Origin of the sequence: Serratia proteamaculans (assembly GCF_004684015.1) — a bacterium.
In the GTDB taxonomy this organism is placed as follows: domain Bacteria; phylum Pseudomonadota; class Gammaproteobacteria; order Enterobacterales; family Enterobacteriaceae; genus Serratia; species Serratia proteamaculans_F.
The window spans coordinates 1-25905 of the sequence record NZ_SRIA01000022.1 but is presented as its reverse complement, the minus strand read 5'-3'; the positions used below and the strand labels follow the sequence as shown (position 1 = coordinate 25905).

44 protein-coding genes and 1 pseudogene are annotated in these 25905 nt (G+C 51.0%); 39 read left to right on the top strand and 6 right to left on the bottom strand.

The genetic code is table 11. From position 1 onward, the window contains the following. The 34 genes and pseudogenes from tuf to E5C26_RS22735 form a co-directional block, all read left to right on the top strand. Window positions 1-325: pseudogene (gene tuf / locus E5C26_RS22900) on the top strand (elongation factor Tu); the annotation flags it as partial. A 132-nt stretch (window positions 326-457) separates the two neighbouring features. Continuing rightward, window positions 458-652 carry a bacterioferritin-associated ferredoxin gene (bfd, locus tag E5C26_RS22895; RefSeq protein ID WP_017894251.1) on the top strand — a complete coding sequence of 65 codons (195 nt, stop codon included), beginning with the start codon at window positions 458-460 and terminating at the stop codon, window positions 650-652. Between the two features lie 74 nt (window positions 653-726). Further along, window positions 727-1191 (top strand): bacterioferritin, encoded by a 465-nt coding sequence (gene bfr / locus E5C26_RS22890; RefSeq protein WP_099065725.1) that lies wholly within the window; start codon window positions 727-729, stop codon window positions 1189-1191. 407 nt (window positions 1192-1598) lie between these two features. Next, a complete protein-coding gene (rpsJ, locus tag E5C26_RS22885) occupies window positions 1599-1910 on the top strand; it encodes a 30S ribosomal protein S10 (protein ID WP_001181005.1) in 312 nt (103 codons plus the stop codon). A gap of 32 nt (window positions 1911-1942) precedes the next feature. Further along, entirely contained in the window at window positions 1943-2572 is a 630-nt protein-coding gene (gene rplC, locus E5C26_RS22880; protein ID WP_012147224.1) for a 50S ribosomal protein L3, read from the top strand. Between the two features lie 10 nt (window positions 2573-2582). Next, window positions 2583-3188: a 50S ribosomal protein L4 gene (gene rplD, locus E5C26_RS22875; protein ID WP_012147223.1), complete on the top strand. Its 606-nt coding sequence runs from the start codon at window positions 2583-2585 to the stop codon at window positions 3186-3188. Then, on the top strand, window positions 3185-3487 hold the full coding sequence (gene rplW / locus E5C26_RS22870) for a 50S ribosomal protein L23 (RefSeq protein ID WP_012147222.1): 303 nt from the start codon (window positions 3185-3187) through the stop codon (window positions 3485-3487). The genes rplD and rplW overlap by 4 nt, the downstream gene beginning before the upstream one ends. 18 nt (window positions 3488-3505) lie before the next feature. After that, on the top strand, window positions 3506-4330 hold the full coding sequence (gene rplB / locus E5C26_RS22865; RefSeq protein WP_012147221.1) for a 50S ribosomal protein L2: 825 nt from the start codon (window positions 3506-3508) through the stop codon (window positions 4328-4330). A 14-nt stretch (window positions 4331-4344) separates the two neighbouring features. Next, on the top strand, window positions 4345-4623 hold the full coding sequence (gene rpsS / locus E5C26_RS22860; protein WP_004929772.1) for a 30S ribosomal protein S19: 279 nt from the start codon (window positions 4345-4347) through the stop codon (window positions 4621-4623). A 14-nt stretch (window positions 4624-4637) separates the two neighbouring features. Beyond that, a complete protein-coding gene (gene rplV, locus E5C26_RS22855; protein WP_004391423.1) occupies window positions 4638-4970 on the top strand; it encodes a 50S ribosomal protein L22 in 333 nt (110 codons plus the stop codon). Window positions 4971-4987: 17 nt separating this feature from the next. Continuing rightward, window positions 4988-5686: a 30S ribosomal protein S3 gene (gene rpsC / locus E5C26_RS22850; protein ID WP_012147220.1), complete on the top strand. Its 699-nt coding sequence runs from the start codon at window positions 4988-4990 to the stop codon at window positions 5684-5686. 12 nt (window positions 5687-5698) lie between these two features. Beyond that, the gene (gene rplP, locus E5C26_RS22845) at window positions 5699-6109 is read left to right on the top strand and encodes a 50S ribosomal protein L16 (protein ID WP_004951171.1); all 411 of its coding nucleotides are present in this window, start codon (window positions 5699-5701) and stop codon (window positions 6107-6109) included. Next, the gene (rpmC, locus tag E5C26_RS22840; protein WP_004951169.1) at window positions 6109-6300 is read left to right on the top strand and encodes a 50S ribosomal protein L29; all 192 of its coding nucleotides are present in this window, start codon (window positions 6109-6111) and stop codon (window positions 6298-6300) included. Before rplP ends, rpmC begins: the two co-directional genes overlap by 1 nt. Then, complete coding sequence (rpsQ, locus tag E5C26_RS22835; RefSeq protein ID WP_012147219.1) at window positions 6301-6555, top strand: 30S ribosomal protein S17; 255 nt, start codon at window positions 6301-6303, stop codon at window positions 6553-6555. Window positions 6556-6720: 165 nt separating this feature from the next. Beyond that, window positions 6721-7092 (top strand): 50S ribosomal protein L14, encoded by a 372-nt coding sequence (gene rplN, locus E5C26_RS22830; RefSeq protein WP_004951161.1) that lies wholly within the window; start codon window positions 6721-6723, stop codon window positions 7090-7092. A gap of 10 nt (window positions 7093-7102) precedes the next feature. After that, the gene (rplX, locus tag E5C26_RS22825) at window positions 7103-7417 is read left to right on the top strand and encodes a 50S ribosomal protein L24 (RefSeq protein ID WP_004951158.1); all 315 of its coding nucleotides are present in this window, start codon (window positions 7103-7105) and stop codon (window positions 7415-7417) included. 14 nt (window positions 7418-7431) lie between these two features. Then, on the top strand, window positions 7432-7971 hold the full coding sequence (rplE, locus tag E5C26_RS22820; RefSeq protein ID WP_004951155.1) for a 50S ribosomal protein L5: 540 nt from the start codon (window positions 7432-7434) through the stop codon (window positions 7969-7971). 13 nt (window positions 7972-7984) lie between these two features. Further along, entirely contained in the window at window positions 7985-8290 is a 306-nt protein-coding gene (gene rpsN, locus E5C26_RS22815) for a 30S ribosomal protein S14 (protein WP_012147218.1), read from the top strand. 30 nt (window positions 8291-8320) lie between these two features. Beyond that, a complete protein-coding gene (gene rpsH, locus E5C26_RS22810; protein ID WP_004951149.1) occupies window positions 8321-8713 on the top strand; it encodes a 30S ribosomal protein S8 in 393 nt (130 codons plus the stop codon). A 14-nt stretch (window positions 8714-8727) separates the two neighbouring features. Further along, window positions 8728-9261, top strand: coding sequence for a 50S ribosomal protein L6 (gene rplF / locus E5C26_RS22805; RefSeq protein ID WP_012147217.1), 534 nt, complete (start codon window positions 8728-8730; stop codon window positions 9259-9261). A 9-nt stretch (window positions 9262-9270) separates the two neighbouring features. Next, window positions 9271-9624 (top strand): 50S ribosomal protein L18, encoded by a 354-nt coding sequence (gene rplR / locus E5C26_RS22800; protein ID WP_037425856.1) that lies wholly within the window; start codon window positions 9271-9273, stop codon window positions 9622-9624. A 14-nt stretch (window positions 9625-9638) separates the two neighbouring features. Continuing rightward, window positions 9639-10142, top strand: a complete 504-nt coding sequence (rpsE, locus tag E5C26_RS22795) for a 30S ribosomal protein S5 (protein ID WP_004951140.1) — start codon at window positions 9639-9641, stop codon at window positions 10140-10142. A 2-nt stretch (window positions 10143-10144) separates the two neighbouring features. Then, window positions 10145-10324, top strand: a complete 180-nt coding sequence (gene rpmD, locus E5C26_RS22790; RefSeq protein WP_012147215.1) for a 50S ribosomal protein L30 — start codon at window positions 10145-10147, stop codon at window positions 10322-10324. 3 nt (window positions 10325-10327) lie between these two features. Next, the gene (gene rplO, locus E5C26_RS22785; protein ID WP_012147214.1) at window positions 10328-10762 is read left to right on the top strand and encodes a 50S ribosomal protein L15; all 435 of its coding nucleotides are present in this window, start codon (window positions 10328-10330) and stop codon (window positions 10760-10762) included. 7 nt (window positions 10763-10769) lie between these two features. Beyond that, entirely contained in the window at window positions 10770-12101 is a 1332-nt protein-coding gene (gene secY, locus E5C26_RS22780) for a preprotein translocase subunit SecY (RefSeq protein WP_004929740.1), read from the top strand. Window positions 12102-12133: 32 nt separating this feature from the next. After that, the gene (gene rpmJ / locus E5C26_RS22775; protein WP_002227352.1) at window positions 12134-12250 is read left to right on the top strand and encodes a 50S ribosomal protein L36; all 117 of its coding nucleotides are present in this window, start codon (window positions 12134-12136) and stop codon (window positions 12248-12250) included. Between the two features lie 146 nt (window positions 12251-12396). After that, on the top strand, window positions 12397-12753 hold the full coding sequence (gene rpsM / locus E5C26_RS22770) for a 30S ribosomal protein S13 (RefSeq protein WP_012147213.1): 357 nt from the start codon (window positions 12397-12399) through the stop codon (window positions 12751-12753). Between the two features lie 16 nt (window positions 12754-12769). Then, window positions 12770-13159 (top strand): 30S ribosomal protein S11, encoded by a 390-nt coding sequence (rpsK, locus tag E5C26_RS22765; RefSeq protein ID WP_004951128.1) that lies wholly within the window; start codon window positions 12770-12772, stop codon window positions 13157-13159. 31 nt (window positions 13160-13190) lie between these two features. Then, on the top strand, window positions 13191-13811 hold the full coding sequence (gene rpsD / locus E5C26_RS22760) for a 30S ribosomal protein S4 (protein WP_012147212.1): 621 nt from the start codon (window positions 13191-13193) through the stop codon (window positions 13809-13811). Between the two features lie 25 nt (window positions 13812-13836). After that, window positions 13837-14826 carry a DNA-directed RNA polymerase subunit alpha gene (locus E5C26_RS22755; protein ID WP_002919219.1) on the top strand — a complete coding sequence of 330 codons (990 nt, stop codon included), beginning with the start codon at window positions 13837-13839 and terminating at the stop codon, window positions 14824-14826. Between the two features lie 40 nt (window positions 14827-14866). Continuing rightward, window positions 14867-15256, top strand: a complete 390-nt coding sequence (gene rplQ, locus E5C26_RS22750; protein WP_004929726.1) for a 50S ribosomal protein L17 — start codon at window positions 14867-14869, stop codon at window positions 15254-15256. Window positions 15257-15402: 146 nt separating this feature from the next. After that, the gene (locus tag E5C26_RS22745) at window positions 15403-15777 is read left to right on the top strand and encodes a DUF1992 domain-containing protein (RefSeq protein ID WP_135318313.1); all 375 of its coding nucleotides are present in this window, start codon (window positions 15403-15405) and stop codon (window positions 15775-15777) included. Then, window positions 15777-16208, top strand: coding sequence for a Zn(2+)-responsive transcriptional regulator (zntR, locus tag E5C26_RS22740; protein ID WP_135318312.1), 432 nt, complete (start codon window positions 15777-15779; stop codon window positions 16206-16208). Before E5C26_RS22745 ends, zntR begins: the two co-directional genes overlap by 1 nt. Before the next feature lie 84 nt (window positions 16209-16292). Next, entirely contained in the window at window positions 16293-16499 is a 207-nt protein-coding gene (locus E5C26_RS22735) for an alternative ribosome-rescue factor A (protein ID WP_012147210.1), read from the top strand. Between the two features lie 57 nt (window positions 16500-16556). On the opposite strand, the gene mscL is transcribed toward E5C26_RS22735, so the two are convergent. From mscL to def, 5 genes are all read right to left on the bottom strand, one after another. After that, window positions 16557-16973 (bottom strand): large-conductance mechanosensitive channel protein MscL, encoded by a 417-nt coding sequence (gene mscL / locus E5C26_RS22730; RefSeq protein WP_135318311.1) that lies wholly within the window; start codon window positions 16971-16973, stop codon window positions 16557-16559. Window positions 16974-17113: 140 nt separating this feature from the next. Beyond that, a complete protein-coding gene (trkA, locus tag E5C26_RS22725) occupies window positions 17114-18490 on the bottom strand; it encodes a Trk system potassium transporter TrkA (RefSeq protein WP_135318310.1) in 1377 nt (458 codons plus the stop codon). A gap of 76 nt (window positions 18491-18566) precedes the next feature. After that, window positions 18567-19856, bottom strand: coding sequence for a 16S rRNA (cytosine(967)-C(5))-methyltransferase RsmB (gene rsmB / locus E5C26_RS22720; protein ID WP_135318309.1), 1290 nt, complete (start codon window positions 19854-19856; stop codon window positions 18567-18569). Window positions 19857-19928: 72 nt separating this feature from the next. Beyond that, window positions 19929-20873 (bottom strand): methionyl-tRNA formyltransferase, encoded by a 945-nt coding sequence (gene fmt, locus E5C26_RS22715; RefSeq protein ID WP_135318308.1) that lies wholly within the window; start codon window positions 20871-20873, stop codon window positions 19929-19931. A gap of 17 nt (window positions 20874-20890) precedes the next feature. After that, complete coding sequence (def, locus tag E5C26_RS22710) at window positions 20891-21400, bottom strand: peptide deformylase (protein WP_012147205.1); 510 nt, start codon at window positions 21398-21400, stop codon at window positions 20891-20893. A gap of 133 nt (window positions 21401-21533) precedes the next feature. On the opposite strand from def, the gene dprA reads away from it, so the two are divergent. Genes dprA through aroE form a run of 5 tightly spaced genes read left to right on the top strand, consistent with a single transcriptional unit; the run spans window position 21534 to window position 25078 of the window. Beyond that, complete coding sequence (gene dprA / locus E5C26_RS22705) at window positions 21534-22655, top strand: DNA-protecting protein DprA (RefSeq protein WP_135318307.1); 1122 nt, start codon at window positions 21534-21536, stop codon at window positions 22653-22655. Continuing rightward, window positions 22627-23100, top strand: coding sequence for a DUF494 family protein Smg (gene smg, locus E5C26_RS22700; RefSeq protein ID WP_012147203.1), 474 nt, complete (start codon window positions 22627-22629; stop codon window positions 23098-23100). Before dprA ends, smg begins: the two co-directional genes overlap by 29 nt. Before the next feature lie 25 nt (window positions 23101-23125). Then, a complete protein-coding gene (locus E5C26_RS22695) occupies window positions 23126-23671 on the top strand; it encodes a DNA topoisomerase family protein (RefSeq protein WP_135318306.1) in 546 nt (181 codons plus the stop codon). A gap of 7 nt (window positions 23672-23678) precedes the next feature. Next, window positions 23679-24248, top strand: a complete 570-nt coding sequence (tsaC, locus tag E5C26_RS22690; protein ID WP_135318305.1) for an L-threonylcarbamoyladenylate synthase type 1 TsaC — start codon at window positions 23679-23681, stop codon at window positions 24246-24248. An 11-nt stretch (window positions 24249-24259) separates the two neighbouring features. Next, complete coding sequence (gene aroE, locus E5C26_RS22685; protein WP_135318304.1) at window positions 24260-25078, top strand: shikimate dehydrogenase; 819 nt, start codon at window positions 24260-24262, stop codon at window positions 25076-25078. Between the two features lie 37 nt (window positions 25079-25115). On the opposite strand, the gene E5C26_RS22680 is transcribed toward aroE, so the two are convergent. Beyond that, on the bottom strand, window positions 25116-25658 hold the full coding sequence (locus E5C26_RS22680) for a gamma carbonic anhydrase family protein (RefSeq protein WP_167796692.1): 543 nt from the start codon (window positions 25656-25658) through the stop codon (window positions 25116-25118). Between the last annotated feature and the right edge of the window lie 247 nt (window positions 25659-25905).

Below are 25905 nucleotides of genomic sequence, written 5' to 3'. Positions count from 1 at the left end.
CGAACGTGGTCAGGTACTGGCTAAACCAGGTTCTATCAAGCCACACACCAAATTCGACTCAGAAGTTTACATCCTGAGCAAAGAAGAAGGTGGTCGTCACACTCCATTCTTCAAAGGCTACCGTCCACAGTTCTACTTCCGTACAACTGACGTGACCGGTACCATCGAACTGCCAGAAGGCGTTGAGATGGTAATGCCTGGCGATAACGTGAACATGGTTGTTACCCTGATTCACCCAATCGCGATGGACGACGGTCTGCGTTTCGCAATCCGTGAAGGCGGCCGTACTGTTGGCGCTGGTGTTGTTGCTAAAGTTATCGCTTAATCGCGAATAATTTTTCGACACAAAAAGAGGGCACTTCGGTGCCCTTTTTTTATGCAATTTTCCCAAATCTTAATTGAAATAAAAAGTATTCCTATTTAGACTTACGACATTGGTTAAGAAGTGAGTCCCTCTATGTATGTATGTCTGTGTAATGCCGTGACTGACAAAGCAATCCGCAAGGCCGTGCGTCAGCACAATCCACATACCATGAAACAACTGCGTGAGCTTGTACCTATTGGTACCGATTGTGGAAAGTGCATTCGTCAGGCGAGACAGATTATGGTGGAGGAAAGCGGAACCATTATCCATATGCACGAAGTTGCCTAACTAAAGGTAAGGTTATTTTTTGACTCTTGGCTTTCAGCTTCTACACTTTTAGAACTGGCCAGGAGGAGTTACCTATGAAAGGCGATAAAAAGATCATTGCTCACCTCAACAAACTGCTCGGTAACGAGCTGGTTGCCATCAATCAATATTTCCTGCACGCCCGAATGTTCAAAAACTGGGGTTTAACTCGCCTCAATGATAAGGAATACCACGAGTCGATCGACGAAATGAAACATGCCGACCGTTACATCGAGCGTATTTTGTTTTTGGAAGGTATCCCGAATTTGCAGGACCTCGGCAAGTTGAATATTGGCGAAGATATTGAAGAAATGCTGCGTTCCGATTTGGCCCTGGAGTTGGACGGTGCCAAAAGTCTTCGTGAAGGCATTGCTTACGCCGATTCCATCCATGACTATGTCAGCCGCGATTTGATGATAGAGATCCTGGCAGATGAAGAAGAGCATATCGACTGGCTGGAAACCGAACTGGATTTGATCGATCGCCTGGGGATTCAGAACTACGCCCAAGCCCAACTTTAACATTGTAAAAACGGTATCCCCCACTTAACAACAATGCTTCCCTGCCGGCATGTCTTATCCCCGGCAGGGCAGGGGAGTAGCCTCAACGCCTTATCTGATTTCCTCGCCTTCCACAGCTCCTGGCTTACCGAACCGCCATCTAAGACCTAAAACTGCAATAAATGTCGATATCCTGAGCATATTTCCATCTGCGCCTTGCTTCTCGCTCTGTTTTGCGTATAATGCGCGGGCTTACCTAATCTTGGTAAGCCTGATTTTAGCGAATCAGTCGATAGGCAAGTTCGTTTTGCCCTTCGAACAATACTCCCGATATGGGGGTTATATGTTGACGATTACACTCCCCCATCAATCGAAATGGGTGTGAGGAGTAATTATTTACGTTTATAAATAATTGGAGCTCTGGTCTCATGCAGAACCAAAGAATCCGTATCCGCCTGAAAGCGTTTGATCATCGTCTTATCGATCAATCAACCGCGGAAATCGTCGAGACTGCTAAGCGCACTGGTGCGCAAGTCCGTGGTCCGATCCCGCTGCCAACTCGCAAAGAGCGCTTTACCGTTCTGATCTCTCCGCACGTTAACAAAGACGCGCGTGATCAGTACGAGATTCGCACTCACAAGCGTCTGGTTGACATCGTTGAGCCAACCGAGAAAACCGTTGATGCTCTGATGCGTCTGGATCTGGCTGCTGGTGTAGACGTGCAGATCAGCCTGGGTTAATCAGGTCATTGAGCGATTGAGAGGTTGAAACAATGATTGGTTTAGTCGGTAAGAAATTGGGTATGACTCGTATCTTCACTGAAGATGGCGTTTCTATCCCAGTAACCGTGATTGAAATTGAAGCGAACCGCGTGACTCAGGTTAAAGACCTGGCTAACGACGGGTACCGTGCTGTGCAGGTTACTACCGGTAGCAAAAAAGCTAACCGCGTAACCAAGCCGGAAGCGGGCCATTTCGCTAAAGCTGGCGTTGAAGCTGGCCGTGGTCTGTGGGAATTCCGCACTGCTGAAGGTGAAGAATTTACTGCAGGTCAAAACATCAGCGTTGAAATCTTCGCTGAAGTTAAAAAAGTCGATGTTACCGGTACTTCTAAAGGTAAAGGTTTTGCTGGCACTGTAAAGCGCTGGAACTTCCGTACCCAAGACGCTACCCACGGTAACTCCTTGTCTCACCGCGTTCCGGGTTCTATCGGTCAGAACCAGACTCCGGGCAAAGTGTTCAAAGGCAAGAAAATGGCTGGCCACCTGGGTGACGAGCGTGTAACCGTTCAAAGCCTGGACGTAGTACGTGTTGACGCTGAGCGCAACCTGCTGCTGGTTAAGGGTGCTGTACCGGGCGCAACCGGTGGCAACCTGATCGTTAAACCAGCTGTGAAGGCGTAAGGGGATAGCAATGGAATTAGTATTGAAAGACGCGCAAAGCGCGCTGACTGTTTCCGAAACTACCTTCGGTCGTGACTTTAACGAAGCGCTGGTACACCAGGTTGTTGTTGCTTATGCAGCAGGTGCCCGTCAAGGTACTCGTGCTCAGAAGACCCGTGCTGAAGTAACTGGTTCCGGTAAAAAACCGTGGCGCCAGAAAGGTACCGGCCGTGCGCGTTCAGGTTCTGTAAAGAGCCCGATCTGGCGTTCAGGTGGCGTGACCTTTGCTGCGAAGCCTCAGGACCACAGTCAGAAAGTAAACAAAAAGATGTACCGCGGCGCGCTGAAAAGCATTCTGTCCGAACTGGTACGTCAAGATCGTCTGATCATTGTCGAGAAGTTCTCTGTAGAAGCGCCTAAAACTAAGCTGCTGGCACAGAAACTGAAAGATATGGCTCTGGAAGATGTGCTGATCGTAACCGGCGAACTGGATGAGAATCTGTTCCTGGCTGCTCGCAACCTGTACAAGGTTGACGTGCGCGATGTAGCAGGTATCGACCCGGTTAGCCTGATCGCCTTCGACAAAGTGGTTATGACTGCTGATGCTGTGAAGCAAGTTGAGGAGATGCTGGCATGATCCGTGAAGAACGTCTGCTGAAAGTGCTGCGTGCACCGCACGTATCTGAAAAAGCATCCGCTGCGATGGAAAAAACTAACACCATCGTTCTCAAAGTTGCCAAAGACGCGACCAAAGCAGAAATTAAAGCTGCAGTGCAGAAACTGTTTGAAGTCGAAGTCGAAGACGTTAACACCCTGGTAGTTAAAGGGAAAGTGAAGCGTCACGGTCAGCGTGTTGGTCGTCGTAGCGACTGGAAAAAAGCTTACGTCACCCTGAAAGAAGGCCAGAATCTGGACTTCATCGGCGGCGCAGAGTAAGTCGGAGGAGTAAGAACAATGGCAATTGTTAAATGTAAACCTACATCTCCGGGTCGTCGCCACGTTGTTAAAGTGGTTAACCCTGAGCTGCACAAGGGTAAACCTCATGCCCCGCTGCTTGAGAAACTGAGCAAAAGCGGTGGCCGTAACAACAATGGCCGTATCACCACCCGTCATATCGGTGGTGGCCACAAGCAACATTATCGTCTGGTTGACTTCAAACGCAACAAAGACGGTGTGGCTGCAGTGGTTGAGCGTCTGGAGTACGATCCGAACCGTTCCGCGAACATCGCGCTGGTTCTGTACAAAGACGGCGAACGCCGTTATATCCTGGCGCCGAAAGGTCTGAAAGCTGGTGACCAGATCCAATCTGGCGTTGATGCTGCAATCAAGGTAGGTAACGCCCTGCCAATGCGCAACATCCCAGTGGGTTCAACGGTTCATAACGTAGAAATGAAACCAGGTAAAGGCGGTCAAATCGCTCGCTCTGCTGGTGCCTACGTTCAGATCGTTGCACGTGATGGTTCCTACGTAACTCTGCGTCTGCGCTCAGGCGAAATGCGTAAAGTTCCAGTTGATTGCCGCGCCACCTTGGGTGAAGTCGGTAACGCTGAACATATGCTTCGCGTTCTGGGTAAAGCAGGTGCTGCACGTTGGCGTGGTATTCGTCCTACCGTTCGCGGTACGGCGATGAACCCGGTAGATCACCCGCACGGTGGTGGTGAGGGTAAAAACTTTGGTAAACACCCAGTAACACCATGGGGCGTTCAGACCAAAGGTAAGAAAACCCGCAGCAACAAGCGTACTGATAAGTTCATCGTACGTCGCCGTAGCAAAAAATAATTAGAGGATAAGCCATGCCACGTTCTCTCAAGAAAGGTCCTTTTATTGACCTGCACTTGCTGAAGAAGGTAGAGAAAGCGGTGGAAAGCGGTGACAAGAAGCCTTTGCGCACTTGGTCCCGTCGTTCAACGATCTTTCCTAACATGATCGGTTTGACCATCGCTGTCCATAATGGTCGTCAGCACGTACCAGTGTTCGTTTCCGATGAAATGGTCGGTCACAAACTGGGTGAATTCGCGCCGACTCGCACTTATCGCGGCCATGCGGCTGATAAAAAAGCTAAAAAGCGCTAAGGTAGGAGGAAGAGATGGAAACTATCGCTAAACATCGCCACGCTCGTTCTTCTGCACAGAAGGTCCGCCTTGTTGCAGACCTGATCCGCGGTAAGAAAGTGTCGCAAGCTCTGGAAACTCTGGCCTACACCAACAAGAAAGCTGCTGGTCTGGTTAAGAAAGTGCTGGAGTCTGCCATTGCTAACGCAGAACACAACGATGGCGCTGACATCGATGATCTGAAAGTCACGAAAATCTTCGTAGACGAAGGCCCAAGCATGAAGCGCATTATGCCTCGTGCAAAAGGTCGTGCAGATCGCATCCTGAAGCGCACCAGCCACATTACTGTGGTTGTGTCCGATCGCTGAGACTCTGGAGACTAGCAATGGGTCAGAAAGTACATCCTAATGGTATTCGCCTGGGTATTGTCAAACCTTGGAACTCTACTTGGTATGCGAATACCAAAGAATTCGCTGACAACCTGGACAGCGACTTTAAAGTTCGTCAATTCCTGATTAAGGAACTGGCGAAAGCTTCCGTTTCTCGCATCGTTATCGAGCGTCCTGCGAAGAGCATCCGTGTGACTATTCACACTGCTCGTCCAGGCATCGTTATCGGCAAGAAAGGTGAAGATGTCGAAAAACTGCGTAAGGTCGTAGCGAACATCGCTGGCGTTCCTGCGCAAATTAACATCGCCGAAGTCCGTAAACCGGAACTTGACGCTAAATTGGTTGCTGACAGCATCACTTCACAGTTGGAACGTCGCGTTATGTTCCGTCGTGCTATGAAGCGTGCTGTACAGAACGCAATGCGTCTTGGCGCTAAAGGTATCAAAGTTGAAGTAAGCGGCCGTCTTGGCGGTGCTGAAATCGCGCGTACCGAATGGTACCGTGAAGGTCGTGTTCCGTTGCATACACTGCGTGCGGATATCGATTACAACACATCTGAAGCGCACACCACTTATGGTGTAATCGGCGTTAAGGTATGGATCTTCAAAGGTGAGATCCTGGGTGGTATGGCTGCAGTTGAACAACCGGAACCGGCTGCTCAACCTAAAAAGCAGCAGCGTAAAGGCCGCAAGTAAGGAGAGTCGCTGATGTTACAACCAAAGCGTACAAAATTCCGTAAGATGCACAAAGGCCGCAACCGTGGTCTGGCGCAGGGTACGGATGTTAGCTTCGGCACTTTCGGTCTGAAAGCTGTTGGCCGTGGCCGTCTGACTGCTCGTCAAATCGAAGCAGCTCGTCGTGCAATGACTCGTGCAGTTAAGCGTCAAGGTAAAATTTGGATCCGTGTATTCCCGGACAAACCAATTACCGAGAAGCCGCTCGAAGTGCGTATGGGTAAAGGTAAGGGTAACGTGGAATATTGGGTTGCCCTGATCCAACCTGGGAAAGTCCTGTACGAAATGGACGGTGTACCAGAAGAGGTCGCCCGTGAGGCATTCAAGCTGGCTGCAGCTAAATTGCCGATCAAAACCACCTTTGTAACTAAGACGGTGATGTAATGAAAGCACAAGAGCTGCGTGAAAAAAGCGTTGAAGAGCTGAACACTGAGCTGCTCAACCTGCTGCGTGAGCAATTTAACTTGCGCATGCAGGCGGCAAGTGGCCAGCTGCAACAAACTCACCTGTTGAAACAAGTGCGTCGTAATGTCGCACGCGTTAAGACTTTACTGACTGAAAAGGCGGGTGTGTAAATGACTGATATTAACCGTACTCTGCAGGGTCGTGTTATTAGTGACAAAATGGAGAAATCCATGGTTGTTGCTATCGAGCGCACGGTGAAGCACCCGATCTACGGGAAATTCATCAAGCGTACGACCAAGCTGCACGTACATGACGAGAACAACGAATGTGGTATCGGTGACGTGGTAGAAATCCGCGAATGCCGTCCACTGTCCAAGACTAAGTCCTGGACGTTGGTTCGCGTTGTAGAGAAAGCGATTCTGTAATAGAGTAGCTGGCTCTAACTTATAAACGGCTCAGAAAATGAGCCGTTTATTTTTTCTACCCATACTCTGGAAGCGGTGTTATAATGCTGCGCCCTTGGTTATGGGGCTTTTCAACGATCTAGTAATAGGTCCTAAAGTTGTAGTTGACATTAGCGGAGCACTAACATGATCCAAGAACAGACTATGCTGACCGTGGCCGACAACTCCGGTGCACGTCGCGTAATGTGTATCAAGGTTCTAGGTGGCTCGCACCGTCGCTACGCAGGCATTGGCGATGTCATCAAAATTACCATCAAGGAAGCAATTCCTCGCGGTAAGGTGAAGAAAGGCGATGTGCTGAAGGCGGTAGTGGTGCGCACCAAGAAGGGTGTACGTCGCCCGGACGGTTCTGTCATTCGCTTCGATGGTAATGCATGCGTTATTTTAAACAATAACAGCGAGCAACCTATCGGTACGCGTATTTTTGGGCCGGTAACTCGTGAACTGCGTAATGAGAAGTTCATGAAAATTATCTCTCTGGCACCAGAAGTACTCTAAGGAGCGAAACATGGCAGCGAAAATCCGTCGTGATGACGAAATTATCGTGCTTACCGGGAAAGACAAAGGTAAACGCGGTAAAGTAAAAAATGTCCTGTCTGCTGGTAAGGTCATTGTTGAAGGTATCAACCTGGTTAAGAAACATCAGAAGCCGGTCCCGGCCCTGAACCAACCAGGTGGCATTGTTGAAAAAGAAGCTGCAATTCAGGTTTCTAACATTGCTCTCTTCAACGCGGCTACCGGTAAGGCTGACCGTGTAGGCTTTAGATTCGAAGACGGGAAAAAAGTCCGTTTCTTCAAATCTAACAGCGAAACTATCAAGTAATTTGGAGTAATACGATGGCGAAACTGCATGATTACTACAAAGACGAGGTAGTCAAACAACTGATGTCTCAGTTTGATTACAACTCTGTCATGCAAGTCCCTCGGGTCGAGAAGATCACCCTGAATATGGGTGTTGGTGAAGCGATCGCTGACAAGAAACTGCTGGATAATGCAGCAGCGGATCTGGCAGCAATCTCCGGTCAAAAGCCGTTCATCACCAAAGCACGCAAATCTGTTGCAGGCTTCAAAATCCGCCAGGGCTATCCGATCGGCTGTAAAGTAACTCTGCGTGGCGAACGCATGTGGGAGTTCTTTGAGCGACTGATTTCCATTGCTGTTCCACGTATCCGTGACTTCCGTGGCTTGTCCGCTAAGTCATTCGATGGCCGTGGTAACTACAGCATGGGTGTGCGTGAGCAAATCATCTTCCCAGAAATCGACTACGACAAAGTCGATCGCGTTCGTGGTTTGGATATTACCATTACCACTACTGCGAAATCTGATGATGAAGGCCGCGCGCTGTTGGCTGCTTTTAACTTCCCGTTCCGTAAGTAAGGCAGGGTTACTGATGGCTAAGCAATCAATGAAAGCACGCGAAGTCGTTCGCGTGAAACTGGCTGAAAAGTACCGCGCTAAACGCGAGGAACTGAAGGCTATCATTTCTGGTGTGAACTCTTCCGACGAAGATCGTTGGGATGCTGTTCTCAAGCTGCAAACTCTGCCGCGTGATTCCAGCCCGTCTCGTCAGCGTAAACGCTGCCGCCAAACTGGCCGTCCACATGGTTATGTGGGCAAATTCGGGTTGAGCCGTATCAAGTTACGTGAAGCCGCTATGCGCGGTGAAGTACCAGGCTTGAAAAAGGCTAGCTGGTAATTACCAATTGAATCACGGGAGTAAAGACAGATGAGCATGCAAGATCCGATCGCGGATATGCTGACCCGTATCCGTAACGGTCAAGCCGCGAACAAAGTTGCGGTCACCATGCCTTCCTCCAAGCTGAAAGTGGCAATTGCCAACCTGCTGAAGGAAGAAGGTTTTATTGAAGATTTCAAAATCGAAGGCGACACCAAGCCTGTTCTGGAACTGGTACTGAAGTACTTCCAGGGCAAGGCAGTGGTAGAAAGCATTCAACGAATCAGCCGTCCTGGTCTGCGCATCTACAAGAAAAAAGATGCACTGCCAAAAGTTATGGCTGGTTTGGGTATTGCTGTTATTTCTACCTCTAAAGGTGTTATGACCGATCGTGCAGCTCGCCAAGCAGGTCTTGGTGGCGAGATTATCTGCTACGTAGCTTAATTCGGGAGGAAAGAATGTCTCGTGTTGCAAAAGCACCCGTCGTCATTCCTGCCGGCGTAGAGGTAAAACTCAACGGTCAGGTTATTTCGATTAAGGGTAAGAACGGCGAGCTGACTCGTACTGTCCACAACGCCGTTGAAGTGAAGCAAGAAGCTAACGCACTGACTTTCGCCCCGCGCGAAGGTTTTGCTAACGCATGGGCCCAAGCGGGTACTACGCGCGCTCTGCTGAACGCAATGGTTGTTGGTGTTACCGAAGGCTTCACCAAGAAGCTTCAACTGGTAGGTGTTGGTTATCGTGCTGCTGTTAAAGGCAACGTGGTGAATTTAGCCTTAGGCTTCTCTCACCCGGTCGATCACCAGCTGCCAGCAGGTATTACTGCTGAATGCCCAAGCCAAACTGAAATCGTGCTGAAAGGCGCTGATAAACAAGTTATTGGCCAGGTTGCTGCAGATCTGCGTGCCTACCGCCGTCCTGAGCCTTACAAAGGCAAGGGTGTCCGTTACGCCGACGAAGTCGTGCGTACCAAAGAGGCTAAGAAGAAGTAAGGTAACACTATGGATAAGAAATCTGCTCGTATCCGTCGTGCGACCCGCGCACGCCGTAAGATCAAAGAACTGGGTGCAACCCGCCTGGTGGTACATCGTACCCCGCGTCACATTTACGCACAGGTAATTGCTCCAAATGGTTCTGAAGTACTGGTAGCCGCTTCTACTGTAGAAAAAGCTATCACAGAGCAATTGAAGTATTCCGGCAACAAAGACGCAGCAGCAGCCGTAGGTAAAGCTCTGGCTGAGCGCGCGTTGGAAAAAGGGATCTCTAAAGTCTCCTTTGACCGTTCCGGTTTCCAATATCATGGTCGAGTCCAGGCACTGGCAGATGCTGCCCGTGAAGCTGGCCTTCAGTTCTAAGGAAGAGGTTTAAGATGGCTCACATCGAAAAACAAGCTGGCGAACTGCAGGAAAAGCTGATCGCGGTAAACCGCGTATCTAAAACCGTAAAAGGTGGCCGTATTTTCAGCTTTACCGCACTGACAGTAGTTGGTGATGGTAACGGTCGCGTTGGTTTTGGCTACGGCAAAGCACGCGAAGTTCCGGCAGCGATCCAGAAAGCGATGGAAAAAGCCCGTCGCGCTATGATTAATGTTGCTTTGAATAGCGGTACCCTGCAGCACCCTGTTAAAGGTGCTCACACGGGTTCTCGTGTGTTCATGCAACCAGCTTCCGAAGGTACCGGTATCATCGCCGGTGGTGCAATGCGCGCCGTCCTGGAAGTTGCAGGGGTTCATAACGTCTTGGCTAAAGCATATGGTTCTACTAACCCGATCAACGTGGTTCGTGCAACTATTGCTGCTTTGGAAGATATGAAATCCCCAGAAATGGTCGCTGCTAAGCGTGGTAAGTCCGTCGAAGAAATTCTAGGGAAATAACCATGGCAAAGACTATTAAAGTAACTCAAACAAAAAGCAGCATCGGCCGTTTGCCAAAGCACAAGGCAACCTTGCTCGGTTTAGGTCTGCGTCGTATTGGTCATACTGTAGAGCGTGAGGATACTCCTGCTGTACGTGGTATGGTCAACTTGGTTTCCTACATGGTTAAGGTTGAGGAGTAACAGATGCGTTTAAATACTCTGTCTCCGGCTGAAGGTGCCAAGCATGCGCCTAAGCGTGTAGGTCGTGGTATTGGTTCTGGCCTGGGTAAAACCGCTGGTCGTGGTCACAAAGGTCAGAACTCACGTTCTGGCGGTGGCGTACGTCGTGGTTTTGAAGGTGGTCAGATGCCTTTATATCGTCGTTTGCCGAAATTCGGCTTCACCTCTCGCAAAGCTATGATCACGGCAGAAGTTCGTCTGTCTGAACTGGCTCTTGTTGAAGGCGACGTAATCGACCTGAACACGCTGAAAGCCGCTAACGTTGTTGGTGTCCAGATCGAATTCGCGAAAGTTATGCTTTCTGGCGAAATCGCTCGTCCGGTTACCCTGCGTGGTCTGCGTGTCACCAAAGGCGCTCGTGCTGCTATCGAAGCTGCTGGCGGTAAAATTGAGGAATAAGTAGCAGATGGCTAAGCAACCAGGATTAGATTTTCAAAGTGCTAAAGGCGGGCTCGGCGAGCTGAAGCGCAGACTTTTGTTTGTAATCGGCGCGCTGATTGTCTTCCGTATCGGCTCTTTTATTCCGATTCCTGGTATCGATGCCACTGTGCTTGCCAAATTGCTCGAGCAGCAGAGAGGCACTATCATTGAAATGTTTAACATGTTCTCTGGTGGTGCCCTCAGCCGTGCTTCTATCTTTGCTCTGGGGATCATGCCGTATATTTCGGCGTCGATCATTATCCAGCTGTTAACAGTGGTTCATCCAGCGTTAGCAGAAATCAAGAAAGAAGGGGAGGCTGGCCGTCGCAAGATTAGCCAGTACACCCGTTACGGTACGCTGGTGTTGGCCATATTCCAGTCGATCGGTATTGCTACCGGTTTGCCGAATATGCCTGGTATGCAAGGTCTGGTGTTAAACCCAGGCTTTGCGTTCTACTTTACTGCAGTAGTGAGCTTGGTGACCGGGACAATGTTCCTGATGTGGCTGGGTGAACAGATTACTGAACGTGGTATCGGTAACGGTATCTCGATCATTATCTTCGCAGGTATTGTAGCGGGACTCCCGCCGGCTGTGGCCCATACTATCGAACAAGCCCGGCAAGGCGACCTGCACTTCCTCCTGTTGCTGTTGGTTGCAGTATTGGTGTTTGCAGTAACCTTCTTCGTTGTTTTCATCGAACGTGGTCAACGTCGTATCGTCGTTAACTATGCGAAGCGTCAACAAGGTCGTCGTGTTTATGCAGCACAGAGCACACACTTACCGTTGAAAGTGAACATGGCAGGGGTTATCCCGGCAATCTTCGCTTCCAGCATTATTCTGTTCCCGGCCACGATTGCATCATGGTTTGGGGGCGGTACCGGTTGGAACTGGCTGACAACGATTTCGCTGTATTTGCAGCCAGGGCAACCGCTTTATGTGTTACTCTATGCGTCTGCAATCATCTTCTTCTGTTTCTTTTACACGGCGTTGGTTTTCAACCCGCGTGAGACAGCAGATAACCTGAAGAAGTCCGGTGCCTTCGTACCAGGAATTCGTCCGGGAGAGCAAACGGCGAAGTATATCGATAAAGTAATGACGCGTTTAACCCTGGTGGGCGCGATGTACATTACTTTCATCTGCCTGATCCCGGAGTTCATGCGTGATGCAATGAAAGTACCATTCTACTTTGGTGGTACCTCGCTACTGATCGTGGTTGTCGTCATCATGGACTTTATGGCTCAAGTGCAAACTCTGATGATGTCAAGTCAGTACGAGTCTGCATTGAAGAAAGCAAACCTGAAAGGCTATAACCGCTAACAGGTTCGTTTGAGAAGTTACGGAGAGTAAAAATGAAAGTTCGTGCTTCCGTCAAGAAATTATGTCGTAACTGCAAAATCGTTAAGCGTAACGGTGTCGTTCGTGTGATTTGCAGCGCCGAGCCGAAGCATAAACAGCGTCAAGGCTGATTATCTCGCATATTTTTCTTGCAAAGTTGGGTTGAGCTGGCTAGATTAGCCAGCCAATCTTTTGTATGTAGCTGCAACATTATTTGAGTATCCTGAAAACGGGCTTTTCAGAATGGTGTTGCCGTATAAAATAGTAGGAGTGCATAGTGGCCCGTATAGCAGGCATTAACATTCCTGATCATAAACATACCGTAATCGCCTTAACGTCGATCTTCGGAATCGGTAAAACCCGCTCACAGTCTATCTGTGCGTCTACGGGTATTGCTGAACATGTTAAGATCAGTGAGCTGTCTGAAGAGCAAATTGAACAGCTGCGTGAAGCAGTCGCCAAATTCACTGTAGAAGGTGATTTGCGTCGTGAAGTTACCCTGAGCATCAAGCGTCTGATGGATCTTGGTACTTACCGTGGTTTGCGTCATCGTCGTGGTCTGCCAGTTCGCGGTCAGCGTACTAAGACCAACGCACGTACCCGTAAGGGTCCGCGTAAACCAATCAAGAAATAATCAGGGTGATTGAATAATGGCAAAGGCACCTGTTCGTACACGTAAGCGTGTAAGAAAACAAGTCTCTGACGGCGTGGCTCATGTCCATGCGTCTTTCAACAACACCATTGTGACTATTACCGATCGTCAGGGTAATGCATTGGGTTGGGCAACTGCCGGTGGTTCTGGTTTCCGTGGTTCTCGTAAGTCAACTCCGTTTGCAGCTCAGGTTGCAGCCGAACGTTGTGCTGACGCAGTAAAAGAATACGGTATCAAGAATCTGGAAGTTATGGTTAAGGGACCGGGTCCAGGCCGCGAATCAACTATTCGTGCTCTGAACGCCGCTGGTTTCCGCATCACTAATATTACTGATGTGACTCCTATCCCTCACAACGGTTGTCGTCCGCCGAAAAAGCGTCGCGTATAACGTAAGCTTTTAGGTTTGTTGGAGAAAGAAAATGGCAAGATATTTGGGTCCTAAGCTCAAGCTTAGCCGCCGTGAGGGCACAGACTTGTTCCTGAAGTCTGGCGTTCGCGCGATCGATACCAAGTGTAAAATTGAACAACCGCCTGGTCAACACGGTGCGCGTAAACCGCGTCTGTCTGACTACGGTGTACAGTTACGTGAGAAGCAAAAAGTTCGCCGTATGTACGGTGTTCTGGAGCGTCAATTCCGTAACTATTACAAAGAAGCAGCACGCCTGAAGGGCAACACCGGTGCAAACCTGTTGCAACTGCTGGAAGGTCGTTTGGACAACGTTGTTTACCGTATGGGCTTCGGCGCTACTCGTTCAGAGTCTCGTCAGTTGGTTAGCCACAAAGCAATTATGGTAAATGGTCGCGTTGTTAACATCGCTTCTTATCAGGTATCTCCGAATGACGTAGTCAGCATCCGCGAGAAGGCTAAAAAGCAATCTCGTGTTAAAGCTTCTCTGGAGCTGGCTGAGCAGCGTGAAAAGCCGACCTGGCTTGAAGTTGATGCTGCTAAGATGGAAGGCGTGTTCAAGCGTATGCCTGAACGTACCGATCTGTCTGCGGACATTAACGAACACCTGATCGTCGAGCTTTACTCCAAGTAAGGCTTAGTACCAAAGAGAGGACACAATGCAGGGTTCTGTGACAGAGTTTCTAAAACCGCGCCTGGTAGATATCGAGCAAGTCAGTTCGACGCACGCCAAGGTGACCCTTGAGCCGTTAGAGCGTGGCTTTGGCCATACTCTCGGCAATGCACTGCGCCGTATTCTGCTTTCGTCTATGCCGGGTTGCGCGGTGACCGAGGTTGAGATTGATGGTGTACTGCATGAGTACAGCACCAAAGAAGGCGTACAGGAAGATATCCTGGAGATCCTGCTCAACCTGAAAGGGCTGGCGGTGAGAGTTCAAGGGAAAGATGAAGTTATCCTTACCCTGAATAAATCTGGCATTGGCCCTGTGACCGCTGCCGACATTACCCATGATGGTGATGTCGAAATCGTCAAGCCTCAGCACGTGATCTGCCACCTGACCGATGAAAACGCTGCTATCAGCATGCGTATCAAAGTTCAGCGTGGTCGTGGTTATGTGCCGGCTTCTGCCCGAATTCATTCGGAAGAAGATGAGCGCCCGATCGGTCGTCTGTTGGTTGACGCCTGCTATAGCCCTGTAGAGCGTATTGCCTACAATGTTGAAGCAGCGCGTGTAGAACAGCGTACTGACCTGGACAAGCTGGTCATCGAAATGGAAACCAATGGCACGATCGATCCTGAAGAGGCGATCCGCCGTGCGGCTACCATCCTGGCTGAACAACTTGAAGCTTTTGTTGACTTACGTGATGTTCGTCAACCAGAAGTTAAAGAAGAGAAACCAGAATTCGATCCGATTCTGCTGCGCCCTGTTGACGATCTGGAATTGACTGTCCGCTCTGCTAACTGCCTTAAGGCAGAAGCTATCCACTACATCGGTGATCTGGTACAGCGTACCGAGGTTGAGTTGCTGAAAACGCCGAACCTGGGTAAAAAATCTCTTACTGAGATTAAAGACGTGCTGGCCTCCCGTGGACTGTCTCTGGGCATGCGCCTGGAAAACTGGCCACCGGCAAGCATTGCTGACGAGTAACCGGATCACAGGTTAAGGTTTTACTGAGAAGGATAAGGTCATGCGCCATCGTAAGAGTGGTCGTCAACTGAACCGTAACAGCAGCCATCGCCAGGCTATGTTCCGTAACATGGCCGGCTCTTTGGTTCGTCATGAGATCATCAAGACGACCTTGCCAAAAGCAAAAGAGCTGCGTCGCGTTGTTGAGCCGCTGATTACTCTTGCCAAGACCGACAGCGTAGCTAATCGTCGTCTGGCATTCGCCCGTACTCGTGATAACGAGATCGTGGCAAAACTGTTTAACGAGCTGGGCCCGCGTTTCGCGAGCCGTGCCGGTGGTTACACTCGCATTCTGAAGTGTGGCTTCCGCGCAGGCGACAACGCGCCGATGGCATACATCGAGCTGGTTGATCGTGCTGAGTCTCAAGCAGAAGTAGCAACTGCAGAGTAATCTGTGGACGCGTGAAAAAACCGGGCTTGCCCGGTTTTTTTACGTCCATAATCAGCCAAACGTGCGTTCTTTCCCCGCCAGACTTAAGATCCCCGCCCCTATCCGCTATGCTAACGCTATTACGCAGACCAATTGAAGGGCATCTCATGTGGTTATTCGATCAATGGGCGGAGCGTCATATCCTTGATGCGCAGGCTAAGGGTGAATTGGATAATCTGCCTGGTCAGGGCCAACCACTCGTATTGGACGATGACAGTGCCGTGCCTGCTGAATTGCGTACTGGTTTTCGCTTGCTTAAAAACGCCGGCTATTTACCCGCAGAGTTAGAAGATCGTAAAGAGGCTTTGAATATAGCTCGTTTGCTGCAGGTGATTGATAGCGATCATCCGGACTATGTTGAACTTGGCAAACGGATGGCTCTGCTGGAACATCGTTTACGACAAGCAGGGATGAGTACCGATTTCTTGCATGGTGAATATCAACGTGCGCTGAGTGGAAAATTTTCACCGGAGGAGGAGTGATGCTTAAAATTGGCCAACTGGCAAAGCTTGCTGACGTGACGCCGGACACCGTGCGTTACTACGAGAAGCAGGGAATGATGGATCATAACATCCGTACCGAGGGTGGTTATCGGTTGTATGACGATCAAGACTTGCAGCGGCTGCGTTTTATCCGTTATGCCAAGCAACTCGGTTTTACGTTGGAAACCATTGCCGAACTGTTATCGATCCGTGTTGATCCGGAGCATCATACTTGCCAGGAGTCGAAGTCGATTGTCGATGCACGGCTCGGTGAAGTGGAGAATAAGCTTAAGGAACTAACGCGGATGCGCGAATCGTTAAAGCGTCTCAGCGATGCCTGTTGCGGCACTGCCCATACCAGCAGCTATTGCTCGATTTTGGAAGCGCTGGAACAGGGCGCCAGTGATGAGAAAGAAAAAAAAGGTGTTTGAGAAGTCACCTGGCTCTTTAATTTTTACACGGGCAGCAGTATTATCGCCACGATTTATATCCATACGTAAACAAGGAGAATTGCCATGACTAAATACCGTCATACCAAAGGCCAGATACAGGACAATGCCATTGAGGCACTGTTGCACGATCCATTATTCCGCCAAAGGATAGAGAAAAATACCAAAGGGAAAGGCAGTTATCGGCGTAAAGACAAACATGCAAAAGGCGGTAACTGGGAGGCCAGTGGTAAACTATCAAAGGATAATTTACCACTGGCCTTCTGGTTTTAAGGTATTAAAAAAGCCATCTGAATAAGATGGCTTTTTAGTAACCCCAGCTAAACTATTTTATAGTTTTGGCTGTTGCTGTTGGCTCAGTAAATCGCGAATTTCAGTCAGCAGTTTTTCTTCTGCAGTTGGCGCAGGTGGCGCTGCCGGCTCTTCTTCCTGTTTACGGCGTACTTTGTTCATTAATTTAATTGCCAGGAAAATAGCGAAGGCAACAATCACGAAATCGAAAATAGTCTGGATGAATGAACCGTAGTTCATTACCACTGCAGGAACCGCGCCTTGAGCTTCGCGTAGTATCAGGTGGAATTGTTTGAAATCAACACCGCCGATCAGCAAGCCCAGTGGTGGCATGATGATATCTGCAACGAAAGACGATACGATCTTACCAAACGCTGCACCAATAATGACACCCACTGCCAAGTCGACCACGTTGCCACGCATGGCAAATTCGCGGAACTCTTTCATCATACTCATAGAACGCACCCCTTGCAGAATTTAATAACTAAAGTTTAACAAAGCAATTTCCCTTTGCCACAAAAGGAGCGAAAAGTTTTATCTCTTTCTGTGGCAGAGAACAACTTCGCAATTATAGACCATTCATTACTACATTTGTTCTACAAGAAGAAAGGACTTGGCTGGAACAGGCGCTCAACATCAGGAACGAACTTTTTGTCGGTTATAAACATAATGACGTGATCGCCCTGTTCGATTTTGCTGCTGCCGTTGGCAATAATAACGTCATCACCGCGCACAATGGCGCCAATAGTAGTGCCCGGCGGCAATTTAATATTTTCAACGGTGCGGCCGACCACTTTTGAGGTACTTTCGTCACCGTGCGCAATGGCTTCGATGGCTTCCGCGACACCACGACGGAGTGAGGAAACGCTGACGATATCCGCTTTCCGCACATGGCCTAACAGCGCTGAAATGGTTGCCTGTTGTGGAGAAATTGCAATATCGATGACGCTGCCTTGTACCAGGTCAACATAGGCGCGGCGCTGAATCAGCACCATTACCTTTTTGGCACCCATGCGTTTGGCGAGCATGGCGGACATGATATTTGCTTCGTCATCGTTGGTGATGGCGATAAAAACATCCACCTGATCAACGTGTTCTTCTGCCAGTAGCTCCTGGTCAGAAGCATCACCATAAAACACGATGGTGTCATGCAGCTGTTCGGCCAGCTCTGCGGCGCGTTGCTGATTACGTTCAATCAACTTCACGTTGTAAGATTTCTCCAACCTTTGCGCCAGGCCTGCGCCGACGTTGCCACCGCCAACAATCATGATGCGCTTATAGGGCTTTTCCAGCCGTTGCAACTCACTCATTACCGCACGGATATGCTGTGAAGCTGCAACAAAGAATACTTCATCGCCAGCCTCAATAATGGTGGAACCCTGCGGGCGAATCGGTCGATCCTGTCGGAAGATTGCGGCGACGCGAGTATCAATGTGCGGCATATGTTCGCGCATTGAAGACAGGGCATTACCCACCAACGGCCCACCGTAATAGGCTTTTACCGCGGCAATGCTGACCTTGCCCTCTGCAAAGTTGACCACCTGCAGCGCGCCTGGATACTCAATCAATTTATAGATGTAGTCGATAACCAGCTGCTCTGGTGAGATCAGGTGGTCAATGGGTACCGCTTCTGGGTGAAACAGCTTCTCTGACTCGCGGATATATTCTGGCGCACGAATACGGGCGATTCGGTTAGGTGTATTAAACAGCGAGTAGGCAATCTGACAGGCAATCATGTTGGTTTCGTCCGAGTTAGTGACGGCAACCAGCATGTCGGCATCTTCCGCCCCCGCTTCCCGGAGTACACGTGGATGAGAGCCGTAGCCTTGAACGACCCGCAGGTCGAACTTATCCTGTAACTGACGCAGGCGGCCGGAATCGGTATCCACGACGGTAATATCGTTATTTTCACCCACCAGGTTTTCTGCCAGTGTCCCGCCAACCTGACCCGCGCCAAGAATAATTATTTTCATTCGCTTCTCTGCTTCACACTGAACCGCTGAAGATTATCTGAAAGGGCGCAACAGCCGCGCCCAGAGTACTGAACAGCTACATTTTAATCAGCTTAGCGTAAAAGAAGCCATCCCCATCCTCTGGATGTGGAAGATTCTGTCGGCCAGGCTGTTGCTGGTTGCCGGTTTCAACCAGACGGGCATCGGCATGACGCTGGAGGAAGGCGCTAACCTGTTCAGCGTTTTCTGCCGGCAAGATGGAGCAGGTGGCATATACCATCACACCTCCACTTTTGAGATGTGGCCAGATGGCCTCGATAATCTCGGCCTGCAGTGCGGCCAGTTCGGCGATATCACTGTCGCGTCGCAACCATTTAATATCTGGGTGACGGCGGATCACACCGGTGGCAGAGCAAGGAGCATCCAGCAAAATGCGATCGAATTGCTTGTCACCGCACCATTGTTGCGGAGTGCGGCCATCGCCTTGCTTCACTTCGGCGTGCAAACGCAGACGTTGCAGGTTTTCTTTGACCCGGCTCAGGCGCTGGTCATCGATATCGACGGCCATCACATGGGCTTTGGGAGCCGCCTCTAAAATATGGGTGGTTTTACCACCGGGAGCTGCGCACAAATCGAGGATCTGTTCACCGTCTTGCGGATCCAGCAGATCGACACAACCCTGCGCGGAGGCATCCTGCACGGTGACCCAGCCGTCGGCAAAGCCTGGCAGATCGGTAACGGCGCAGGGGGCCAGCAGACGCACTGCATCGCGATATTCGGCATGCGGTTCAGCGGCAATGCCGGCCTGTTCCATCAACTGCAAGTAATCTTCGCGCGTATGATGCAAACGGTTGACGCGCAGCCACATTGGCGGCTTCTGATTATTGGCATCGATGATCTGTTCCCACTGTGCGGGATAGGCCTGCTGGATACGTTTCAACAGCCAGCTTGGGTGCAGATAGCGGCTGTCATTATTGGCAGCGCGTTGCAGTAATTCTTCCTGCTGGCGTTGGAACTGGCGCAATACGCCGTTAATCAGGCCTTTAAGCTGCGGGCGCTTCAGCGCTACTGCGCCTTCTACAGTTTCCGCCAGCACCGCATGTGCGGGGATCCGGGTATACAGCAGTTGATATAAGCCGACCATCAACAAATAGTGCAGCGTACGCTGCTTGCCAGTCATTGGCTTGGCCATTAATTGTTGAATACACCATTCCAGTTGCGGCAAGACGCGCAGGGTACCGAAGCACAGTTCCTGCAGCAGAGCGCGATCCTTGTCAGAAATGGTTTTTTGCAGTGACGGCAGGACAGTACTGAGCGACTGGCCCTGATCCAACACCTGGCCGATGGCAATGGCTGCGATGCTGCGGAGATTGTAATTGTTTTTCATAGGCTAAAGCTGATAACGATCGGCATTAAGAAAGAAACAGCCCGGCGATTATTGGCCGGGCAGTGGGGCGGTTTATAACCGGTTGCCCGGTGTAAACCATTCACGACGTGAGTTCAGCAAATCCTGCGCTGACATGGGTTTTTTGCCCGCCGGCTGCAGTTGAATCAGGTTAAGAATACCCTCGGCGGTAGCCACCTGAATGCCGTGCTTGTCAGCATGGATGATGGTGCCAGGTTCTGCATCCGCGTTTTGCGCCAACACCGTTGCCTGCCACACTTTCACCGGTTGATCGTCAATGGTGAAATAACTGACGGGCCACGGGTTGAAGGCACGAACGCAGCGTTCAAGTTGCACGGCGGACAGGTTCCAGTCCAGACGGGCTTCTTCTTTACTCAGTTTTTCGGCATAGGTGACCAGTGCTTCATCCTGCACTTCACGTTTTGCCGTACCTGCAGCCATCTGTTGCAACGTGGTCAGCAAGCCCTGTGGGCCGAGCTGTGCCAGTTTATCGTACAGGCTGGCGCTGGTGTCATCGGCTTCGATCGAGCAGGCGATCTTGTGCATCATATCGCCGGTGTCCAAACCCACGTCCATCTGCATGATGGTAACGCCGGTTTCGTTATCGCCAGCCCACAGTGAACGTTGGATCGGTGCGGCACCACGCCAGCGTGGCAGCAGTGAACCATGGACGTTGATACAACCGAGTCGCGGCATATCCAACACCGCTTTGGGCAGGATCAGGCCATAAGCCACTACCACCATCACATCGGCGTTGAGATCGGCAACCAGGTGCTGGTTCTCTTCCGGGCGCAGTGATTTTGGCTGAAACACCGGTAAATGGTGCTGTTCGGCCAGAACTTTGACTGGGCTGGGCGTCAGCTTATTGCCGCGGCCCGCAGGGCGGTCAGGTTGAGTGAACACCCCGACAATCTGGTGCCCAGATGACAACAGCGCGTCAAGGTGACGCGCTGCGAAGTCTGGAGTTCCGGCGAAAATAATCCGTAAAGAGTCAGACACGTTGATTTCCTGATCGGTTAGGCGCGGGCGTTAAGCTTGGCCATTTTTTCCAGTTTCTGACGGATACGCTGGCGCTTGAGTGGCGACAGGTAATCGACGAACAGCTTGCCAACCAGATGGTCCATTTCGTGCTGGATACAGATGGCCAACAGGTCGTCGGCTTCCAGCTCAAAAGGTTTGCCGTCGCGGTCCAGCGCTCTGATTTTTACAGCAGCGGCGCGCGGGACCAAAGCACGTTGTTCAGGAATGGAAAGGCACCCTTCCTCAATCCCGGTTTCACCGCTTTTTTCCAGCAGTTCCGGGTTGATCAGCACCAGGCGCTGATCGCGGTTCTCAGAAACGTCAATGACGATAATGCGCTGATGGATATCCACCTGTGTCGCAGCCAGGCCAATGCCTTCCTCTGCGTACATGGTTTCAAACATATCATCCACGATGCGCTGGATATTCGCATTGACTTCTTTTACCGGGGCCGCGACTTTGCGCAGCCGGTCATCTGGGTAATGTAATACCTGCAATACTGACATATATCTTGAGATCTGTATCCGAGTGATAAACGAGGTTTAGCTTCTATTCTAGACATTTCCCAGCCTGATTGACAGCATTGCGCACCAATTGCTCGAATTGGTAATACCACCATTTTCTGCGAGGGAACAGGCGATGCAGGCACAGGAAATCGGCTTACGGATGCGCGGTGTCACCGGGCTGGGGGCGGCACAGGCCAGCCAGATAATACGGCAGATGGTGGCGGCTGCAGGAGATCCTTATCCGCTGTTACGGGAATTGGGGCTGAATGACCGGCAGCGGGCCCAGTTTCGTCAGGTGGATCCGCGCTATCTGGCGGCCACGCTCACCTGGCTGGATCAGCCCGGCAATCTGATGTGGATCTACGGTGAGCCCGGCTATCCAGAGCGATTACTGCCTATCGATGATGCTCCGTTATTGCTGCTGGTCAAGGGGAACCCGGAAGCCGCGCAGCAGCCGCAAATTGCCATGGTGGGTAGCCGTCAGTTTAGTCATTACGGTGAGCACTGGGCCAATTACTTTGCCACCGGATTAGTGAACTGCGGGTTTACCATCACCAGCGGGCTGGCGCTAGGCATTGATAGCATCTGCCACCGCGCGGCGTTGGCGGCGGAAGGGAGCACGGTCGCCGTATTGGGCAGTGGCTTGGCCAATATCTACCCGCGCCGGCATCGCCGCCTGGCTGAACGTATCATTGAAAGCGGTGGGGCATTGATCTCTGAATATCTGGCTACCGATCTGCCAATGCCCGACCATTTCCCACGACGAAACCGTATCATCAGCGGATTAAGCCTTGGCGTAGTGGTAATTGAAGCCTCCTTACGCAGCGGAACGCTGATTACTGCACGTTATGCCTTGGAACAGGGGCGTGAGGTTTTCGCCTTACCCGGGGCGCTGGGGAACCCGATGAGCGAAGGCACGCATTGGCTGATCCAACAGGGGGCTTATCTGGTTACCGGGCCGAAAGAGATCGCTGAGCAATTGGGAAGTGGCCTGCATTGGCTGTCGCTGAGCGAAAATACAACTATTTGTGCGTCAGAAGCCGAAGTTGAATTGCCATTTGCCGATGTGTTGGCTAACGTAGGAGATGAGGTGACACCTGTTGACGTCGTCGCTGAACGTGCCGGCCAACCTGTGCCAGAGGTGGTAATCAAATTACTCGATCTGGAGTTAGCAGGGTGGATCGCAGCTGTACCCGGCGGCTATGTCCGAATAAGGAGGGCAGGCCATGTTCGACGTACTGATGTACTTGTTTGAAACTTATATCCACAATGAACCAGAGATGCGCGTCGATCAGGATCAACTGACTGATGATCTCGCTCAGGCGGGGTTTCATCGGGATGATATCTACAACGCGTTGAATTGGCTTGAAAAGCTCGCTGACCTGCAGGAAGGCGAAAATGCGCCGTATTTTATGGATGCCGATCCGCTGGCAATGCGGATTTACACCGAAGAAGAAGGCGTGCGTTTGGATGCCAGTTGCCGTGGTTTCCTCCTGTTCCTGGAGCAGATTCAGGTATTGAACCTCGAAACCCGTGAAATGGTTATCGATCGTGTTATGGCTTTGGATAACACGGAATTCGATCTCGAAGATCTGAAATGGGTGGTGCTGATGGTGCTGTTTAATATCCCCGGATATGAAAGTGCCTATCAGCAAATGGAAGAACTGTTGTTTGAAGTAAACGAAGGTTATCTGCACTGAGCCGATAACATGAATAGAAGAAGTTATGACAAAAGCCGCGATTTTTGCCGCCAGGCAAAATGAACCCTGTCCGGAATGCGGGGCCGAGCTGGTGATCCGCAGTGGTCGCCACGGCCCCTTCCTCGGCTGTACCCGTTACCCTGAATGCCAACATATCCGGCCGTTGAAGGCCCAGGCCGATGGCCATGTCGTCAAAATGCTGGATGGGCAGGAATGTCCGAAATGCCAGGCGACGCTAGCCCTGCGCCAGGGTCGTTACGGTATGTTTATCGCTTGCAGTAACTACCCGGAGTGCGACCACACCGAGGTTATCGATAAACCGGACGAAACCAGCATCAGCTGTCCGCAGTGCGAGCAGGGCAAACTGCTGCAGCGGAAATCGCGCTATGGCAAGGTATTCCACTCCTGCGATCGCTACCCTGAATGCCAGTTTGTTCTCAATTTTAAACCCGTTGCCGGTGAGTGTGAGTATTGCCACTATCCGTTGCTGATGGAAAAGCGCACGGCGAAAGGTCCAACCCTTTGCTGTGCCAGTAAACTTTGCGGGAAACCCGTAGTCACCACAGAATAATGACATCATGAGCTCAGAATCCACAGCCATCTTCACGCCAATTATTGACGCATTGAATAATCAGCAGGTTATTGCCTACCCGACCGAGGCGGTATTTGGTCTGGGTTGCGATCCCGACAGCGAGCAGGCGATCAACACCTTATTGGCACTGAAACAGCGCCCCTGGGAAAAAGGACTGATCCTGATTGCGGCTGATTACGCGCAGTTAACACCTTATATAGATGACACCGCGTTGAACGAACAGCAACGTGCCACGATGTTTGCCAGTTGGCCTGGCCCGGTGACCTGGGTGATCCCTGCCCGCCCCGAAACGCCACGCTTGTTGACCGGTCGTTTCAATTCATTGGCGGTACGCGTCAGCGATCATCCGTTGGTACAACAACTTTGTCGGCAGTTTGGCAAACCGCTGGTCTCGACCAGTGCCAACCTCAGCGGGCAAGAACCTTGCCGTAGTGCCGATGAAGTGCAGCAGCAGTTTGGTGCCGCTTTCCCAGTGCTGGCGGGCAGCGTCGGTGGCCGTCTTAATCCTTCTGAAATCAGAGATGTCCTGACCGGTAAGCAGATCCGTCAAGGCTAGAGGTAACGTGCATGGAGAAGTTTGCAGTATTCGGTAACCCTATCGGCCACAGCAAGTCACCGCGTATTCATGCGCTATTTGCCGCGCAAACAGGTATAGAACATCCCTATGGAACTGTGCTGGCGCCACTGGATGGTTTCGAAACCACTCTACAGACGTTCATTCAGGCCGGTGGCAAGGGAGCGAACGTCACGGTCCCTTTTAAAGAAAATGCTTATGAAGCGGCGACCGAACTGAGTCAACGAGCCTCGTTGGCCGGTGCGGTAAATACCTTAAAGATACTGCCGGACGGTGGATTACTGGGTGACAACACCGATGGGATCGGCTTGCTGACCGATCTTGAGCGCCAGAAGTTGATCCAACCCAGGGATCGTATTCTGCTGGTGGGGGCGGGGGGCGCGGCACGTGGCGCGATCTTGCCGCTACTGTCTTTTGGTTGTGAAGTGGTGCTCACCAACCGTACTTTTAGCCGTGCGCAGACACTGGCGCAGGTATTCCAACATCTGGGTGAAATATCCGCGTTGCCCTTGGATCAACTCGATCAACAGCGGTTTGATTTAGTGATCAATGCTACGGCATCCGGTATCAGCGGTGACATCCCGGCGTTACCGGTTGGTACGGTCAATGGTCATACGCGTTGTTATGACATGTTTTATCAGCAGGGATTAACCCCGTTTCTGGCCTGGGCGCAGCAACAGGGCGCCACAGAATATGCCGACGGTTTAGGGATGCTGGTGGGGCAGGCAGCGCATGCGTTCCTGCTGTGGCATGGTGTGATGCCGGAGATTGAACCGGTATTACGTCAGTTGCGTCAAGAACTGGCAGTGTAGCTCTGAGCCCGTTCCTCTGTGCGGGAACGGGCGCCAGTCAGATATCTTCCGACAAATATTCGTCTTTCCAACGTACATAGTTAGTAGAAGAGTAAAGCAACCCTTCCCGCTCCGCAGCGGTCAATGGGCGAACCTGGCGTGCCGGGCTGCCCATATAGAGATAGCCGCTCTCCAGGCGTTTACCCGGCGCAACCAGGCTGCCGGCACCAATCATCACATCATCTTCGATTACTGCACCATCCAACAGGATCGATCCCATACCTACCAGCACCCGATTGCCAATCGCGCAGCCGTGCAACATGGCCTTGTGCCCCACAGTAACGTCTTCACCGATCAGCAATGGGTAACCCTCAGGGTTATGTTCAGACTTATGGGTTACGTGCAACACGCTGCCATCCTGAATATTGCTGCGTGCACCAATTTTTACTGCGTTCACATCGCCGCGGATAGCAACCAACGGCCAGATACTGACGTCATCGGCCAGCTCAACATTACCGATCACCACACTGGAAGGGTCGATCATGACGCGCAGGCCCAGTTTGGGAGAGTAATGAAGATAAGAACGTACTGCATCAGACATGTAATAGCCTCGCATCGGGATCATATTTAACGGCAATACTAGACGTTGGCGGTGGAATTACAACCAACTGAAGTGATGGATCCTGCGGAAAACGACCCTGATCGCGCAAGATCCACCCGAAAGGGCCGAAAAGTGTGCAAACAGTAAGAAAAGATCAAAAAAGGGGTTGTGCAAAAAACTCGGTTCCCTATAATGCGCCTCCATCGACACGGCGCAAGTGATTCACTTCACACAGCGGCCGGGAAGA